Source organism: Comamonas sp. Z1 (assembly GCF_008121555.1).
Taxonomy (GTDB): Bacteria; Pseudomonadota; Gammaproteobacteria; order Burkholderiales; family Burkholderiaceae_C; genus Comamonas; species Comamonas thiooxydans.
Genome location: NZ_VOQT01000003.1, coordinates 152679 through 168982, shown reverse-complemented (window position 1 = coordinate 168982; position 16304 = coordinate 152679). Strand labels below are relative to the sequence as shown.

At 60.0% G+C, this 16304-nt stretch carries 18 protein-coding genes; 12 read left to right on the top strand and 6 right to left on the bottom strand.

What is annotated here, in order from left to right; genetic code table 11:
* Position 1 precedes the first annotated feature (1 nt).
* The 6 genes from FSY45_RS07420 (at position 2) to FSY45_RS07395 (ending at position 5004) form a co-directional block, all read left to right on the top strand.
* On the top strand, positions 2–1408 hold the full coding sequence (locus FSY45_RS07420; protein WP_187427541.1) for a LamG domain-containing protein: 1407 nt from the start codon (positions 2–4) through the stop codon (positions 1406–1408).
* Positions 1405–1800 (top strand): hypothetical protein, encoded by a 396-nt coding sequence (locus tag FSY45_RS07415; RefSeq protein ID WP_148747987.1) that lies wholly within the window; start codon positions 1405–1407, stop codon positions 1798–1800. The genes FSY45_RS07420 and FSY45_RS07415 overlap by 4 nt, the downstream gene beginning before the upstream one ends.
* On the top strand, positions 1800–3695 hold the full coding sequence (locus tag FSY45_RS07410) for a hypothetical protein (protein ID WP_187427540.1): 1896 nt from the start codon (positions 1800–1802) through the stop codon (positions 3693–3695). The genes FSY45_RS07415 and FSY45_RS07410 overlap by 1 nt, the downstream gene beginning before the upstream one ends.
* Complete coding sequence (locus FSY45_RS07405; RefSeq protein ID WP_148747986.1) at positions 3688–3909, top strand: hypothetical protein; 222 nt, start codon at positions 3688–3690, stop codon at positions 3907–3909. The genes FSY45_RS07410 and FSY45_RS07405 overlap by 8 nt, the downstream gene beginning before the upstream one ends.
* Positions 3910–4058: 149 nt before the next feature.
* Positions 4059–4292, top strand: a complete 234-nt coding sequence (locus FSY45_RS07400; RefSeq protein ID WP_148747985.1) for a Com family DNA-binding transcriptional regulator — start codon at positions 4059–4061, stop codon at positions 4290–4292.
* Entirely contained in the window at positions 4213–5004 is a 792-nt protein-coding gene (locus FSY45_RS07395) for a DNA adenine methylase (RefSeq protein ID WP_148747984.1), read from the top strand. The genes FSY45_RS07400 and FSY45_RS07395 overlap by 80 nt, the downstream gene beginning before the upstream one ends.
* Before the next feature lie 50 nt (positions 5005–5054).
* Here the strand turns inward: FSY45_RS07395 and FSY45_RS07390 are convergent, their stop codons facing one another.
* Positions 5055–5435 carry a winged helix-turn-helix domain-containing protein gene (locus tag FSY45_RS07390; RefSeq protein WP_148747983.1) on the bottom strand — a complete coding sequence of 127 codons (381 nt, stop codon included), beginning with the start codon at positions 5433–5435 and terminating at the stop codon, positions 5055–5057.
* Positions 5436–5476: 41 nt separating this feature from the next.
* Here FSY45_RS07390 and FSY45_RS07385 point away from each other — a divergent pair, with 41 nt between their 5' ends.
* A complete protein-coding gene (locus FSY45_RS07385; RefSeq protein WP_255443227.1) occupies positions 5477–6337 on the top strand; it encodes a sulfite exporter TauE/SafE family protein in 861 nt (286 codons plus the stop codon).
* Positions 6338–6430: 93 nt separating this feature from the next.
* Positions 6431–6757, top strand: coding sequence for a multidrug efflux SMR transporter (locus FSY45_RS07380; protein ID WP_304515343.1), 327 nt, complete (start codon positions 6431–6433; stop codon positions 6755–6757).
* A 233-nt stretch (positions 6758–6990) separates the two neighbouring features.
* Here the strand turns inward: FSY45_RS07380 and FSY45_RS07370 are convergent, their stop codons facing one another.
* Both FSY45_RS07370 and FSY45_RS07365 read right to left on the bottom strand, forming a co-directional pair.
* Positions 6991–7287: a hypothetical protein gene (locus tag FSY45_RS07370; RefSeq protein WP_148747981.1), complete on the bottom strand. Its 297-nt coding sequence runs from the start codon at positions 7285–7287 to the stop codon at positions 6991–6993.
* A 53-nt stretch (positions 7288–7340) separates the two neighbouring features.
* Positions 7341–7826 carry a hypothetical protein gene (locus FSY45_RS07365; RefSeq protein ID WP_148747980.1) on the bottom strand — a complete coding sequence of 162 codons (486 nt, stop codon included), beginning with the start codon at positions 7824–7826 and terminating at the stop codon, positions 7341–7343.
* A 38-nt stretch (positions 7827–7864) separates the two neighbouring features.
* Here FSY45_RS07365 and FSY45_RS07360 point away from each other — a divergent pair, with 38 nt between their 5' ends.
* Both FSY45_RS07360 and FSY45_RS07355 read left to right on the top strand, forming a co-directional pair.
* Positions 7865–10096, top strand: coding sequence for an NADP-dependent isocitrate dehydrogenase (locus FSY45_RS07360; RefSeq protein WP_003067431.1), 2232 nt, complete (start codon positions 7865–7867; stop codon positions 10094–10096).
* A gap of 190 nt (positions 10097–10286) precedes the next feature.
* On the top strand, positions 10287–10577 hold the full coding sequence (locus FSY45_RS07355; RefSeq protein WP_046460190.1) for a CPCC family cysteine-rich protein: 291 nt from the start codon (positions 10287–10289) through the stop codon (positions 10575–10577).
* Here the strand turns inward: FSY45_RS07355 and FSY45_RS07350 are convergent.
* From FSY45_RS07350 to FSY45_RS07340, 3 genes are all read right to left on the bottom strand, one after another.
* Positions 10557–11117 (bottom strand): hypothetical protein, encoded by a 561-nt coding sequence (locus FSY45_RS07350; protein ID WP_046460191.1) that lies wholly within the window; start codon positions 11115–11117, stop codon positions 10557–10559. The genes FSY45_RS07355 and FSY45_RS07350 overlap by 21 nt on opposite strands.
* A gap of 24 nt (positions 11118–11141) precedes the next feature.
* Positions 11142–11642: a DUF192 domain-containing protein gene (locus FSY45_RS07345; RefSeq protein WP_046460192.1), complete on the bottom strand. Its 501-nt coding sequence runs from the start codon at positions 11640–11642 to the stop codon at positions 11142–11144.
* A 214-nt stretch (positions 11643–11856) separates the two neighbouring features.
* The gene (locus tag FSY45_RS07340; RefSeq protein WP_223305595.1) at positions 11857–12120 is read right to left on the bottom strand and encodes a hypothetical protein; all 264 of its coding nucleotides are present in this window, start codon (positions 12118–12120) and stop codon (positions 11857–11859) included.
* A 165-nt stretch (positions 12121–12285) separates the two neighbouring features.
* On the opposite strand from FSY45_RS07340, the gene icd reads away from it, so the two are divergent.
* Both icd and FSY45_RS07330 read left to right on the top strand, forming a co-directional pair.
* Positions 12286–13548: an NADP-dependent isocitrate dehydrogenase gene (gene icd, locus FSY45_RS07335; protein ID WP_003067439.1), complete on the top strand. Its 1263-nt coding sequence runs from the start codon at positions 12286–12288 to the stop codon at positions 13546–13548.
* A 204-nt stretch (positions 13549–13752) separates the two neighbouring features.
* Positions 13753–16140, top strand: a complete 2388-nt coding sequence (locus tag FSY45_RS07330; protein ID WP_046460193.1) for a membrane-bound PQQ-dependent dehydrogenase, glucose/quinate/shikimate family — start codon at positions 13753–13755, stop codon at positions 16138–16140.
* Positions 16141–16304: the final 164 nt, after the last annotated feature.

Here is a 16304-nt window from a genome sequence, read left to right as displayed (position 1 = left end):
GATGGCAGCGTTTCGCTTGATCGGCATCGATGCGCGAGGGGAGTGGCTGGACATCTCCGAGCTGCAGCTGTGGGCGCAAGGTCAGCGCGTCGATGCGGGTGCGACGATCTCCTGCAGCCTGCCCCCGCAGGCTGGCGATGTCTCCAGCCTGCTCGACGGCAACCCCGCCACAGGCTGCCGCTGGGCCGCGTCTGATGTCCGTGCGCCTGGGTTCTGGATACAGGTCGACCTCGCGGGTGAGCGAGTGGATGAGGTCTATGTCGGTGGGACTTGGCTTCCAAGCCGGATGACGGTGCTGCGTCCCGGCACGACTCAGCCCTACACGGCATGGCCTGCGCTGGTATCCGGTGGTGCATGGTTCCGGGAGGGCGGCAATGTGCTGTCGCAGATCCTGGCCGCCTCGCCGGCAGGAGCCTGGGGTCTGGATGCGGCGGGCGCAACGCAAGCCGATCTGGTTGGATCGCGTACCGGCACCCGCACGGGTGGCGTCACGTCTTCGACGGTGATCACCGTCGGGCTGTCTGGCTCGTTTGAGCCGCAAGCCAGCGGACTGGTGGTGATTCCTGCCCAGGGCGTGGATGGGGGAGACTTTTCTGTCGTCATCGACCTGCAGACCGACACGGCGGAAAACCTCTTGATTGCCGAGCATGGCTCCAACAATCAGGGCTGGTCTTTGCAGATCGCAGGCCAAGGCCAGACCCCATACGGAGCGGTACCGGGCGGCATCATTGTGGCTTGCGGATTAAATGCAGGCGGCGGGCTGACCATGACGAGTAGCGCGATCAATGACGGTCGGCCCCATCGCATCCTGTTCACCTATAGCGCCCAGATCGGGCGCAGGCTCTATGTCGATGGCGTGCTGAACTCCAAAGACTATGGCGGCTCTGGAGGACCAATCTACAACAGCTCGGAGCTGCATGTGGGTTCGCGAGCTGGCGAAGTTGGCTTGCCAGCTGGCTCTTTGATGAGTGCCTTTGCGATATTCAATCGCGCCCTGACCGCTGCAGAGGTTGTGAATGTGTGTATCGATCCGCGCATTACTCGCACACTGTCCATGCAGCGGAATCGCTTCTTGTCTGTCCTGGGCTCTAGCCCCGACTCGCAAGGGCTTCAGGCCATGAACGCGCACCGTGTACGCAAGCTGATCGACGTAGAGTTCGGCGGTCAGGGGCGCATCTATGGAACGGTGGCCCGCAAAAACACGCCTGCCAATGTCCCGCTGCGCCGCCGTGTGCGCCTGCATCGCAGCGCGGACGGGTATCTGGCCCGCGAGACCTGGAGCAAGGCGGACGGCTCCTATGAGTTCCGCGATATCTCCACGCGCTATGAGTGGGACGTGATTGCCTGGGACCACGAGCTGCAGGAGTACTCGACCGTCGCCAATAACCAGCTCGCGGAGGTCGCATGAGTGATTCACCCGCATTCGAGATCTCGCCAGCCCACGCACTGGCCCGCCTGCAGGCTACGGCCAACTTTGCGGACTCCGGTCCCGCCGCCTCGACCATTGCCCTATATGACGCTGACGAGCGGCTGCTCGTCACGCTGACCCTGACCAAGCCCTGCGGCCAGATCGCCGAGGCGGGCTACCTGGTGTTGACCCAGGCCAGCGGCGGCGGCGACATGATTTTGACCAGCGGGCAGGCTGCTATCGGTGTCTGGGCTACCGGCGACGGTCAACTGATCGGGCGCGGCCTGGTCACGGATGAGGCGGGAGCTGGGCACTTCAAGCTGCTGGGCAGCACCGGCACCCAGCTCTATGCAGGCGGCAAGGCCATCCTGGGCGAGACAAGGATCGACTGATGGCCGCTGTCGACCTGATCTTTAATCGCGCCCTCAAGACCGGCAGCCCGGTCGAGCTGGTGTTTGGCGATGAGGGCGGTGGCGGGCAGGTGCCCGATAAAACCCTGGTCGTTGCCGCCCGCATGCCAGGCCTGCGGGTCCGGTCCCTGGTGCATGTGCGCAAGGATCTGGTTGCTGCGGGCCGTATGCCTGGGCTGCGCTGCAGTGCGGTTGTGCGCTACAACACCGACACGCCCCGGCCCGTGGTGGCCGAGGTGGCCGCCAGCGCCCAGCAGGCGCAGCCTTTGGCGCAAGGTTGGGTCTCGGGCTGGCAAGACACGGATGCGCTGCCTGCTGGCTGGACGGCTACCGCGCAAGATGCCATGTCTTTGCAAGAGCAGTTCGGCGTTGCCTGGCAGGACGGCCAGAGGCAAGGGGTGGCCCTGCAGGGGCGGTTTCAGCAGGCGCGGGCACTGCCTGGTGCCGCAGCCCAGGCCCGCTGGCAGGAAGCCCGGAGCGTGCGCAAGGGCCTGCAGGCCACAGCCCAGGATGCTGCGCCCGTTCGGGCCGGTTGGGCAGTGCGGTTTCAGGAAAGCCTGCGCGACCGTCGGCGCATGGTTGAGGCCACGGCACAGGATGCGATGGGCCTGCAGAACCAGTTCACCACAGTTGCAGGCCCATCGGTGCCGCTGTACCGGGGCTTTCAGGCGCGCTACCAGCAAGCCATGAAGCCACCGGCTGGCAAGTCGCAGACCAAGCCCCCAGAACCGGATAAGCCCGGCTGCTATGAGCAGCTGGTCGGCGGCCCCATCAAATTGCTGTTCTGCAAGCCCTGGGCGGTGTCGACCGCGCTGGTCTTTGCGTGCTGCAAGGATGGAGGGCCACAGCCCGGCAAGGTCATCGTTCCCGTTCGAAAGGTTTACATCGTGCTCAATCAGATCGTGCTCACGCGTCTGGATACCGGCGTCGAGCTGCCTGCTCTGGCTTTCAATATGTCCCTGGACTTCCAGAGCTGGACATGGAACTGGACGGCCTCACTGCACAAGGATGCGGCTTTGCACCTTGGCCGTGATGCGGATGGCGACCCTGCGCAGTTCCTGGCCAACGTCAATGGCGTGCCCTTCAAGCTGCGCCTGGAGCGCATCAGCCGCGACCGCAGGTTCTTGCCGCAGGAGCGCTGGTCTGTCTCAGGGCGCGGCCTCGCCGCAGTCTTGGCCGAGCCTTGGGCAAAGTCCATGTCTTTCGGCAGCCCGAATCAGACGCTGACGGCCCAGCAACTGGCAGCCGAAGTACTCAAGGTCAACGGCGTCTCCATTGGCTGGGGGATCGACTGGCAACTGCAGGACTGGCAAGTGCCTGCTGGAGCCTGGACGCTGCAGGGCAGCTATATCGATGCCATCAACGATATCGCGGCGGCAGCAGGCGGCTATGTGCAGCCCCATAACACTGACCAAGTGCTGCGCATCCTGCCCAAGTACCCCGCAGCACCCTGGCATTGGGGTGATGTGGTACCGGATTTTGAGATTCCAGGGGCAGTGGCAGAGGTCGAAGGCACGGAATTCCTGGACAAGCCGGACTACAACCGGGTGTTCGTGGGGGGCATGAGCGCGGGTGTCTTTGGCCCCATTACACGGGCCGGAACCGCTAGCGACTTGATTGCGCCCCAGGTCATGCATGCCTTGATCACGGACTCCACAGTGCATAGGCAGCGCGGCCTGGCAGAGCTTGCCGACACAGGCCGCCAGGCGCGGGTGTCGCTATCCATGCAGGTGCTGCCCGAGACCGGTGTGATTCTGCCTGGGCAATTTATTCGCTACCTGGGGCCGGAGACCGTGATGGGTGTTGTGCGGTCGACATCGATCAGTTGGTCAGCTCCTAGGCTGCGTCAGACGCTGGAGGTTGAGACCCATGCCTAACCTCTACAAGCAGTTCATGGATTTGCAGTCGCCCAAGCCTTTGCTGGTGGGGACAGTGGCCTTTGTGGTCAACGGGATTGCGACGATCGAGCTGCCAGGCGGTGGCCGCCTGCAGGTGCGAGGCTCGGCTCAAGCTGGCCAGCGCGTGTTTGTGCGTGATGGAGCGATCGAGGGCGAAGCTCCGAACCTCACCTATACAGAAGGGGAGGTGTAGCCACCAAAAAAGAACGGGCGACCTGGCCAGGTGCTGTAACACCCAGCCAAGCCCCAACTGCAGACCATGCCTGCAAGCTGGCAAGGCCCGCTCACCCTGTACAGAGCGCGCTGAGCCTACCAGAGTTTTAAAGGTTTAAAGGCTTGCAAATGGACGATATCCGCTGCGGCAACTGCCGCAAGAAGTTAGGCGAGGGCGTGTACGTGCGCCTGAGCATCAAGTGCCCCAGGTGTGGGGCCTTCAATCAGCTGAGTGCCGTGAGCACCGAACCAGAGCCCCCAGCAGGGCCAACAGCTGAAGCAAATGACAAACCCAATCGTGCCCTGGATCGGAGGCAAACGCCGCTTGATCGACCTGCTCCTGAAACGCTTTCCAGCCCATAGCTGCTATGTGGAGGTCTTCGCTGGAGGGGCTGCGGTCTACTTTGCCCGCCACCCCGCTGATGTCGAAGTCCTCAATGACGTCAACGGTGACCTGGTCAACCTCTACCGGGTGGTGACTCACCACCTGGAAGAGTTTGTGAGGCAGTTCAAGTGGGCCTTGACCAGTAGGCAGGTCTTTAAATGGCTACAGGAGACCAGGCCGGAAACCTTGACGGATATTCAGCGCGCTGCCCGGTTCTTTTACCTCCAGCAGCAAAGCTTTGGCGGGAAGGTGGCTGGCCAGACCTTTGGTACGGCCACCACGGCTCCGGCCATCAATCTGCTACGGATCGAGGAGAACCTGTCTGCGGCCCATCTGCGCATGGCTGGAGGCACCTACATTGAGCAGCTCGACTGGACCACCTGTGTCGACCGCTACGACCGCGCCCACACGCTGTTCTATCTTGATCCCCCTTATTGGGAGACCGAGGGCTACGGCGTGCCGTTCGAGTGGGAGCAGTACGAGCTGATGGCAAGAAAGCTCAAGGAGATCAAAGGCAAGGCTGTCATCAGCATCAACGACCATCCTGCCGTCCGCGCATGCTTTAAAGACTTCGAGATGGAGGCTCTGAAACTCGACTATACGGTCGGTGGCGGCGCGAACCGCGTGGAACGTGGCGAGCTGGTGATTTACAGCTGGGCCAGGAGCGAGGAGCCTGCTGGATTGTTTTGACGATCAGTGTTCGGCAGATGCCGACCGCTAGGAGAACATGAGTTCAAGCTCTATTGATCAGATGGATTGGCCAGCAGCGCTTGGAGCGAGGGCAAATGCTGGCCAATGGCCTGAAGAGCATCACTTTCTGCCGCCCGGTAGATGGCCAACACCCGCTTGCCTGTGTCAGTAAGTTGGGCACCACCTTGTTTGGAGCCGCCTCTCTGCTTGCTGACCAGAGGGGCCACGAAGTCCTCGTTCATCGCTTTTACCAACATCCATGCACGTTGGTAGCTCATACCAAGCTGTCTGCTGGCTTCAGCGATCGAACCTGTCACCTCTACTGCCTGCAGCAGATCCGCTTTCCCAGGGCCTATCGCGATCCCATGCTTTATAGCGACCCGAAATTTGGTCGCTTGTGTGTGCAAATCAGTCTCGACAGTCGTTTTCATATGCCTGATTGTCGCGGAGCGCGCGTGCAAATCCGATATATTTGCAATTTTATATCGCTGCTGTTTCAGCCATAACAACGATGACACCCGCTAACACTTCTCCTGCAACGTCCAATCGGTTCACGCGCAACTGGCTCACTGTGCTTCTAGCAGGTGCTGCTGTTGGCGCGCTAGGGGGGCTCATAGGTCTTGGCGGTGCTGAGTTTCGTCTTCCGCTGCTCATTGGCCTATTTGGCTTTGCAGCCTTGCATGCCGTTGTTTTGAACAAGGCCACGAGCTTGGTTGTTGTTATCAGTGCGTTGATATTTCGCAGCAAGGCGGTGCCGGTAGATGAGCTGGCCATCCACTGGAGCATCGCAGTCAATCTGCTGAGTGGCAGTTTAGTGGGGGCCTGGTTTGGTGCTTCATGGGCGACTCGCATGAAGAGCCGCACGCTTTATCAAACACTAGCTGTCATGCTGGTATTGATTGCCTTGGTCCTGATCTTTGGACATCAAAGCGCGGCCTCTCAACCTTTGCTGACTGGCACGGCTCAGGCTGTAGCTGGCGTCATCGCAGGCTTTGGTATCGGAGTGGTTGCAGCCATCATGGGGGTGGCTGGTGGCGAATTGCTGATTCCCACGCTGGTCATTCTGTTTGGCCTGGATATCAAGCTAGCTGGCAGCATGTCACTGGCTGTCAGCTTGCCAACCATGCTCGTCGCCTTCTTCCGGTACAGCCGCCATCAGGCATTCGAAGTTATCAAGGACAACCAGCGATTTGTTTTGCTTCTTGCGGCTGGATCTATCGTCGGTGCGAGTATCGGTGGTCAGCTTTTGGGTGTGGTTCCTGAAGGAATTCTGCTGCCGCTGTTGGCACTGATCTTGGTTGTATCGTCAGTGAAGGTGTGGCGGCACAAGTGACGTGAGCGTGTAGATTCAGTTATCAGGTTATTCAGGATATTTCCATGGCGCTAACGCGAGCTGGTTGTGTAAAGTTGCGCGCTTTGGGAGTACATGTTGGGTTGGATCTATCTGGTTTTAGCTGGTCTATGTGAAATCTTCTATGCGGCAGCCATGCCTAGAACAGATGGGTTCACCAAACTCGGTCCTAGCGCTTTTTGCGCAGCATTCATCGTGATGAGCATGTATCTACTGTCTCTGGCGACCAGAACTATTCCGGTAGGTACGGCTTACGCTGTTTGGGTGGGCATCGGTGCAGTAGGTACTGCCATTTACGGCGTTTTGATGTTGGGCGAGGACCGGAGCCTTGGGCGAATGATTTGCTTCGCACTGATCTTGGCAGGCATCGTGGGATTGAAGTTCCTGTCTTCAGAGAAGTGATCCCTGAGCGACAAGCCTTGCCAGATCCGGTGCTTCGTGGCCTTTAAAACGGAGCGGGGGAGCGCACCACACTCGCAGGGCCAGGTCCGAAGTAGACGAGCCCCCCTCCAATGGTGACTACCAGAAGCCACCCTTGGTGGTCTTCTGTGACGTAGTCGCTGGCTTTGCCTGGCAGGATGCGCGCATTGGGAAAGCCATATCGGCTTGGCGTGCGAAGCAGAGTGGGGTGGTTGTCAGTAGTCGAAGTCACAGCTCCACTCTTGCGCATACCAAGCGCCGTCTACATATTCCAGGCCGCTGAACTTGATGGTCCCCGAACCCATGTACGTTATACGTGGCTCAAAGAGCTTCCTGCGTTTTGCAGGTAAGGCGCTGCTGCCATCAAGAATGTGCAGAACAGGCACGGTGCGTTCATCGGATGAGCTGGGGTGCTCGTGATAAAGGGAGATCGAGCCAGACGCTTTGTTGCCGATTCCTATTGGAACTTTCAGGCGTCCGAACTCGCGCAGGATCAAAATTTTGGCGTTCATGACTGTATATTTATACAGTAATTTTGAGCGCAGCTTGTTAGCGAATGCTTGCGCTAACAGGCATACGTCAAAAGCACGACGCTTGCCAAGATGACGAAGAGGATGATGAGCCAGTGATCCGAAGTCTTATGTGGATCAGTGAGCAATTGATATGAAGCAAAGCAACACTTGTGGTGAAGTATTGCTTGCCAATCTGTCAGCCTTGGTGCCAAAGCCTGTGCTACTTTGTGCCAAAGGCTGCGCAAATTTGTGCCAAAGGCCGCGCAACGCAACTCTTCAACGCAACTTGCACGGCTGTGATGGCCGCTAAATGAATGCGGCAGTGCGACTTTTTTACATGGAAGAAAACCGGGGAAAAAAGCCTGTTTCCCAATGAAAACGCCTTTTGAAAGTTGAGCTAAATCCTTGAGTCTTGTACAAGACTTAAAAAAACCGGCCCGGTTGCGCGTAGAATTTTGTATTGTGGGAACGCATTGCATCAAGAAAGTGTCGTCCCGCTGTGTCAGGCCCCATTGCGCAAGCCCGGGATGCAGGCCCAAGGCACCTTTCCCCCTTTTTTCACAACCTGAGACAAGAGATGAGTACGCAGCAACCCACCATCATCTACACCTTGACTGACGAGGCTCCCCGCCTGGCCACCAGCGCATTCCTGCCCGTGATCCGTGCTTTCGCAGCACCGGCCGGCATCAATGTGGAGACCAGCGATATCTCGCTGGCAGGCCGTATCTTGGGCGAGTTCCCCGACTTTTTGACCGAAGCCCAACGCGCTCCGAACAACCTGGCTGAACTGGGCAAGCTGACGCTGACGCCTGAAGCCAACATCATCAAGCTGCCCAATATCTCCGCATCCGTGGGCCAGCTGCAAGAAGCGATCAAGGAATTGCAGGGCAAGGGCTACGCCATCCCCGACTATCCTGAAACCGCCACGACCGATGCCGAAAAGGACATCAAGGCACGCTACAACAAGTGCATCGGCTCTGCCGTGAACCCCGTGCTGCGCGAAGGCAACTCGGATCGCCGCGCGCCTGCAGCGGTCAAGAACTACGCCAAGAAGCACCCCCATTCCATGGGTGAGTGGAAGCAGTGGTCGCAAACCCATGTGTCGCACATGGAAGAGGGCGACTTCTACCACGGCGAAAAGTCCATGACGCTGGACAAGGCCCGCGAAGTGAAGATGGTGCTGGAGACCAAGTCCGGCAACAGCATCGTTCTGAAGGACAAGGTCAAGCTGCAGGCAGCAGAAGTGATCGATTCCATGTTCATGAGCAAGAAGGCCTTGTGCGCCTTCTATGAAAAGGAAATCGAAGACTGCCGCGAGTCGGGCATCCTGTTCTCGCTGCACGTGAAGGCCACCATGATGAAGGTATCCCACCCCATCGTGTTTGGTCACTGCGTGAAGATTTTCTACAAGGAAGCCTTCGAAAAGCATGGCAAGCTGTTCGATCAGCTGGGCGTGAACGTGAACAACGGCATGGCCAATCTGTACGAGAAGATCGAGACCCTGCCTGCTTCGCAGCGCGAAGAAATCATCCGTGACCTGCACAAGTGCCAGGAGCACCGTCCGCGCCTGGCCATGGTCGATTCCGCCAAGGGCATCACCAACTTCCATTCGCCCAACGACGTGATCGTGGATGCTTCCATGCCCGCCATGATCCGCGTGGGCGGCAAGATGTGGGCCGCTGACGGCAAGCCTTACGACTGCAAGGCCGTGATGCCTGAGTCCACTTTTGCCCGTATCTATCAGGAAGTGATCAACTTCTGCAAGTGGCACGGCAACTTCGACCCCAAGACCATGGGCACCGTGCCCAACGTGGGTCTGATGGCGCAAAAGGCCGAAGAGTACGGCTCGCACGACAAGACGTTTGAGATCGCCGAAGACGGCGTGGCCAACATCGTGGACATCGCCACCGGCGAAGTGCTGCTGAGCCAGAACGTGGAAGCTGGCGACATCTGGCGCATGTGCCAGGTCAAGGATGCTCCTATCCGTGACTGGGTGAAGCTGGCTGTGACCCGTGCCCGCAACTCCGGCATGCCTGCCGTGTTCTGGCTGGACCCCTATCGTCCCCACGAAGCCGAGCTGATCAAGAAGGTGCAGACCTACTTGAAGGAATACGACACCAACGGCCTGGAAATCCACATCCTCTCGCAAGTGCGCGCCATGCGCTACACGCTGGAGCGCGTGGCCCGCGGTCTGGACACCATCTCGGTGACCGGCAACATTCTGCGTGACTATCTGACCGACCTGTTCCCGATTCTGGAACTGGGCACCTCGGCCAAGATGCTGTCCATCGTGCCTCTGATGGCCGGTGGCGGCATGTACGAAACCGGTGCTGGCGGCTCCGCTCCCAAGCATGTGCAGCAACTGGTGGAAGAAAACCACCTGCGCTGGGACTCGCTGGGTGAATTCCTGGCTCTAGCCGTCTCGTTTGAAGACCTGGGCATCAAGGAAAACAATGCCCGCGCCAAGCTGCTGGCCAAGACTCTGGACGAAGCCACCGGCAAGCTGCTGGACGAAGACAAGTCGCCTTCGCGCCGCACCGGCGAGCTGGACAACCGTGGTTCGCAGTTCTACATCGCTCTGTACTGGGCCCAGGCGCTGGCTGCTCAGACCGAAGATGCAGCACTGGCGGCCAAGTTCGCACCTCTGGCCAAGAGCCTGACCGAGAACGAAGCCAAGATCGTGGCCGAGATGAAGGAAGTGCAAGGCAAGGCTGCCGATATCGGCGGCTACTACATGCCCGACGTGGCCAAGCTGGACGCCGTGATGCGCCCCAGCGCCACCTTCAACGCCGCCATCGCGTCGGTGTAAGCCAGCTTGCCTCGCAGAGCGGGTTGCCCCGTCTGCGTGCAGGCAATGCCTCATAAAAAGCCGGTGGACCTGAAAAGGTCTCCGGCTTTTTTGTGTCCGGCCTCAGTAGTTGCTATATAAATAGAAGCTGTATGTGTATGATGAATAAGCGCTGTAGCTTGATTTCATTCGAATTTATGAAAGGTGCTCCATGTCGCTGTATCAGTGCCCGTGCTGCGACTACTTCTCGCTGGATGAGCGTGGCGAGTACAGCATCTGCAGCGTCTGCTTCTGGGAAGACAGTGGCTGGGATGTGGACTGCCCGGATGAATACTCAGGCCCTAACCACATGACGCTGCGCGAAGGTCGGCGCAACTTTCAGTACTTTGGTGCCTGCGATTACCGAATGCTCAAGAGCGTGCTCCCACCGGCAGCGCGCAGCCGCTATCGACATAGTCCGCGTGTTCTGCGCAGAGTGGCATCAATCGGCGTGGGGCAGTGACTGTCTGGCCTCGTCAACCCAGCGCAGGAATCGTATGCCTGGGTGCTGACGCAGCAGCGGATAGCGTTGGCGGTGGTGGCAGTCCCAGTAACTGGCGGCCTGCTGCTTGCAGGTAATCACAAATTCGGGGTTTTCGGCAGCAAAACGCCCGTAGCTGTTTGGCAAAAGTCTATGAGTCTGGGCTGCCAGATGCTCGGCAATTTCCAGTACATGCTCGCCAGCCGCGCGGACCAAAAACGGCAGTACCCAGTCGCAGTCATACGCCAGCAACTGGCGCAGACAGGCTTCGCGCACTTTACCGTTGGCGTGGCGGCTGCCCAGGCACAGGGCCAGTTGCTGTGTGGGGCCGCTGCTTTCTTGAATGCATTGCTGCAGCTCACGTTCGTCGTAGTACACGCGGTAGGGTGCATGCAGCAATTCGCCATTGATGCTTACCGTGAAGCCGGGGCAGGACTCAAGCGCTTGCGATTTGTCCAATCTCCGCAGCAGTGCAACAGCGATATCGCTCAGTGCCTGTGGAAACTGCGGCTGGTAGAGCATGACGGATGCTGATTCCGGCGGTGCTTAGCGATTGAAGGGCGCGCCGCCCAGCTTGGTGCCAGCCTTGATGCCGCGCTTGGCAAACCAGCCCTGGTTCATCTCCAGCACATAGCGCACGGGCTTGGCCGAGCAGTGGGAGTCTTCGCTCATGGGTTTCATGTCGGCCAGATTGACGATGGTGCCGTCATCGGCCACAAAGGCCGCTGTCAGCGGCAAGATGGTGTTGCGCATCCAGAAGCACTGCACGCCGGGTACTTCGAAGACGAAGAGCATGCCTTCCTGTTGCGGCATCTCCTTGCGGAACATGAGACCGATTTCGCGCTGCTGCGGCGTGATGGCCAGTTGGGTGTCGATGCGGTACATGCCGGCCGTCAGATCGATGCGGCGCAGATTCGTCTGCGGCTGACCTTCGTCGCGGGCCATGGCCGGGTTGCCGAACAGGCCCAGCAGGGCGCTGCAGGCCAGGGCCAGCAGCGGGGCGCGCCAGCCGGATTTGGGGATTGTCTTGGTGGGGAGGTTCTTCATGAGCCTTGCATGCCAAACAGGAAGTCGGAAGTCACAAGCCTATAGCAATCCGCGTGGGTTGCGGTGCAAATCGCTGTCGCAAATAGGCGGCCGGAGCCGGTCTGCAAAATGCAAAGCCTGCAGAACTTTCCGTTCGGCAGGCTTTGGCGTGAGTCAGGTCCGGCGTACAGAAGCATGGCGTGCCGGTATCGCCAGACCGGCTTTCAGCGCGCGATCAGGCTGGCTTGTGCATCTTTTTGCTGCTGTGCTGCATATGATGCTTTTTGGCAGGTTTGGCCTTCATATGCTTGACGGTGGGCGCCGCTGCTGTTGCGGCGGGGGTGGCAGGTGTGGCAGGCTGCGCCGGCGCGGCGGCTTGAGCAAAAGCGCCAGCAGCGAACGAACCAGCAATCAGGACAGCGAGTAGTTTTTTCATATATGCCAATTTCCTAAAGATGCGGCAATGCCAGGTTTCAGGTTGAAGTGAGGAGCAGCCCATCTGTCCCCCACACCCTCTCAACGGCAGCTCTGTGCCGCCGTTGACAGGTTTTTATGCTGTATTTCTTAAAATTTGCTTAGAGCAAGGTGCCAAAATCGGGGGCAACAAAATAGCACCAAAAAGGTGCGCCACCGCGCAGTATTCAAGACTAGGAGATTCCACAACATGAGCACGTCCCAGCACATCCAGGTTCCGCCGCAAGGGGAGAAGATCAGCGTCAACGCGGACAAGACACTGAATGTTCCGAGCCAACCCATCATTCCCTTCATCGAGGGCGATGGTGTCGGTGTTGATGTGACGCCGGTGATGCGCAAGGTGGCAGACGCAGCCGTTGCCAAGGTCTATGGCGGGCAGCGCAAGATTGCCTGGATGGAGGTGTATGCGGGTGAGAAGGCCACGCGCATCTACGGCCCCGATGTCTGGCTGCCCGAGGAAACCGTGGCCGCCGTGCGCGACTATGCCGTGTCCATCAAGGGCCCGCTGACCACGCCAGTGGGCGGCGGCATCCGCTCGCTGAACGTGGCGCTGCGCCAGGAGCTGGATCTTTATGTCTGCCTGCGCCCCGTGCAGTACTTCAAGGGCGTGCCTTCGCCGCTCAAGGAGCCCGAGAAGACGAATATGGTGATCTTCCGCGAGAACTCGGAGGACATCTACGCGGGCATCGAATACGCGGCCGGCAGCGAGAAGGCGAAAAAGCTCATCGACTTCCTGGCCAAGGAAATGGGCGCCAACAAGATCCGCTTTCCCGAAACCTCGGGCATCGGCATCAAGCCCGTCTCGCGCGAGGGCACGGAGCGCCTGGTGCGCAAGGCCATCCAGTACGCCATCGACAACAACAAGCCCAGTGTGACCCTGGTTCACAAGGGCAACATCATGAAGTACACGGAAGGCGCTTTCCGTGACTGGGGCTATGCCCTGGCGCAGCGCGAGTTCGGTGCCGAGCTGATCGACGGCGGCCCCTGGTGCCGCATCAAGCACCCGAAGACGGGCAAGGACATCGTCATCAAGGACTCGATCACCGACGCCTTCTTGCAGCAGATTCTGATGCGTCCGGCCGAATATTCGGTGGTGGCCACGCTCAACCTCAACGGCGACTACATCTCGGATGCGCTGGCCGCGCAGGTGGGCGGGATCGGCATTGCTCCCGGTGCCAACTTGTCGGAGAGCATTGCCTGCTTCGAAGCCACCCACGGCACGGCGCCGCGCTATGCGGGCAAGGATTATGTGAATCCGGGCTCCATGATTCTCTGCGCCGAGATGATGCTGCGCCATATGGGCTGGCGCGAGGCTGCGGATCTGATCGTCGAGTCGCTGGAAAAAGCCATCCAGAGCAAGCATGTGACCTATGACTTCGCCCGTCTGATGGACGGTGCGACCCAGGTGTCCTGCTCGGGCTTCGGGGATGTGGTGATCTCGATGATGGACTGAGCTGAGCCGCCTGCCTGGCAGCTCTGAAGATCTGCCGGCACTGCCATCTCAGCGGCCGCACCGTTTCAACGGTGCGGTTTTTTTATACCTTCTTACCTGGCGCTTGTAGTCCTGAGGCTGGCGTGCAAAGCCTCGAAAGTATGTCGATGTGTATCGGCGTTAAGGCGTGCAATACACAAATGGCAATTAATTTCAGGTGAGGCTATGGCTCCTTCATCCAATGACGGGCGCTGGTACTGGCTTGCAGTGGGGTTGCTGATGCTGCTCATGGGTCTGTACCTGACCATAGGCGGCGGCATTCTGCTCGGCAAGGGAGGCAGCTGGTACTTTGTGCTGATGGGGCTGGCGATGCTGGCATCGGCCACACTGCTGCTGGCGCGGCGCAGGGCCGGCGCCCATCTCTATGCGCTGGCCTTTGTGCTGACCCTGGTCTGGGCCTGGTGGGATGCGGGCTGGGAGTTCTGGCCGCTGGTGTCGCGTCTGATGGTGTTTGCCGTGCTGGGCCTGCTGGTGGCCCTGGGCTATGCGCAGCTTGAGGCGGGCAAGCTGGTCATGAACGATTATGGCCGCCTGGGAGCCGCAGTGTCGGTGGTGGTGCTGGGCCTGAGCATCGTCGCGACGGCCGTCAGTGCCTTCTCGCCCAAGGGCGTGATTGCCCCCGAGGTCACCGAGGTGCCGTCGGTAGGCTCCATGGAGATCAAGGCCTCGGACTGGACGGACTGGGGGCAGGGCCCCGCAGGACAGCGCTTTGCTGCTGTCGAGCAGATCAGCCGGGACAATGTCGGCAAGCTGGCCGTGGCCTGGACCGCACGCACCGGCGATGTGCCACAGAGCACGGGCTCGGGTGCCGAAGACCAGAACACGCCGCAGCAGATCGGGGAGCGCCTGTATGTCTGCACGGCCTACGGCAAGGTGCTGGCGCTGGATGTGGACACGGGCGAGGAGAAGTGGAAATTCGACCCCGAGGCCAAGTCACCCAACTGGCAGCGCTGCAGAGGTCTGGGTTACTTCGATGGCAATGAGGCCGCAATCAAGGCCTCGGGTGCCCTCGGCAAGCCCGGAGATGTTGCGCCAGGCTGCAGGCGTCGTCTGTTTCTGCCCACCATCGATGCGCGATTGATCGCGCTCGATCCCGATTCGGGCAAGCCATGCACCGACTTCGGCAAGGACGGCGTGCTGGATCTGACCCAGGGCATGGGCGAGGTCAAGCAGGGCTGGTATCAGCAGACCTCGGCGCCGCTGGTGGCCGAGAACCTAGTGATCGTGGGTGGGCGCGTGGCTGACAATTTCTCGACCGACGAGCCCTCGGGCGTGGTGCGAGCCTTCGATGTGCACAGCGGCAAGCTGGTCTGGGCCTGGGACCCGGGCAATGCCGACATCACCGGGCTGCCGCCGCAGGGACAGACCTATACCCGCAACTCGCCCAATGTCTGGGGCGGCATGTCCTATGACGCCAGACTGGGCCTGGCCTATCTGGGCACGGGCAATGCGACGCCGGACTTCTATGCGGCCCAGCGCACAGCGGAGATGGAGAAGAACAGCTCCGCCATCGTGGCCATGGACATCAGGACCGGCAAGCCGCGCTGGCTCTACCAGACCGTGCACCACGATCTGTGGGACTTCGACATTCCGTCCCAGCCCGCTCTGGTCGATGTGAGCAATGCCCAGGGCGGGGTGGACCCCGCGCTGCTGCAGGTGACCAAGCAGGGCATGATCTTCATGCTCAACCGCGAGACCGGCGAGCCTCTGGCAGAGGTGCAGGAGCTGCCCGTGCCGCAAGGCCATGTACCCGGCGAGCGCTATGCGCCGACCCAGCCGCATTCCACGGGCATGCCCAATATCGGCAACCAGACTCTCAAGGAGTCCGATATGTGGGGCGCCACGCCTTTCGACCAACTGCTGTGTCGGATTGCCTTCAAGGACATGCAGCATCAAGGCGTGTTCACGCCGCCGGGCATGGGGCCGACGCTGCAGTTTCCCGGTTCCTTGGGCGGCATGAACTGGGGCAGCGTCTCCATAGACCCGATCAGCCAGACTATGTTCGTCAACGATATGCGCCTGGGTCTGGCGAACTACATGATCGCGCGCGCCGATATGAAGCCCGGCGCCAGCGGCATCGAGATGGGGGCCGTGCCCCAGGAGGGCACGCCGTTTGGTGCCATGCGCCAGCGCTTTCTGTCGCCGCTGGGCATTCCCTGTCAGAAGCCGCCCTTTGGCACCATGACGGCCGTGGATCTGAAATCGCGGCAGATCAAATGGCAGGTGCCCGTGGGCACGGTGCGTGACACCGGTCCTCTGGGCATTCCCATGTGGCTGCCAATTCCCATCGGCATGCCCACGCTGGGTCCCTCCATGGTCACCAAGTCAGGGCTGGTGTTCTTCGCTGGCACACAGGACTTTTATCTGCGCGCCTTCGACAGCGCCAACGGCAAGGAGATCTGGCGCTCGCGCCTGCCCGTGGGCAGCCAGGGCGGGCCGATGAGTTATGTCTCGCCCAGAACCGGCAGGCAGTATGTGGTGATCACCGCCGGTGGCGCACGCCAGTCGCCCAAGCGCGGTGACTATGTGATCGCCTATGCCCTGCCGCAATAGCGAAGGCAATAGCGTCAGGGTGCGGAGTCGTCGGCAGAGGGATTAAAAAAGATAGCTGCTTGCACTTAATAGATAAGGAATTTAGATTGAATAATGCCTGAAATCTTTAAATATCAAGCACTGCAAGCTATGAATAAAAGAGTATCTGCCGCGCAGGCGTGTGC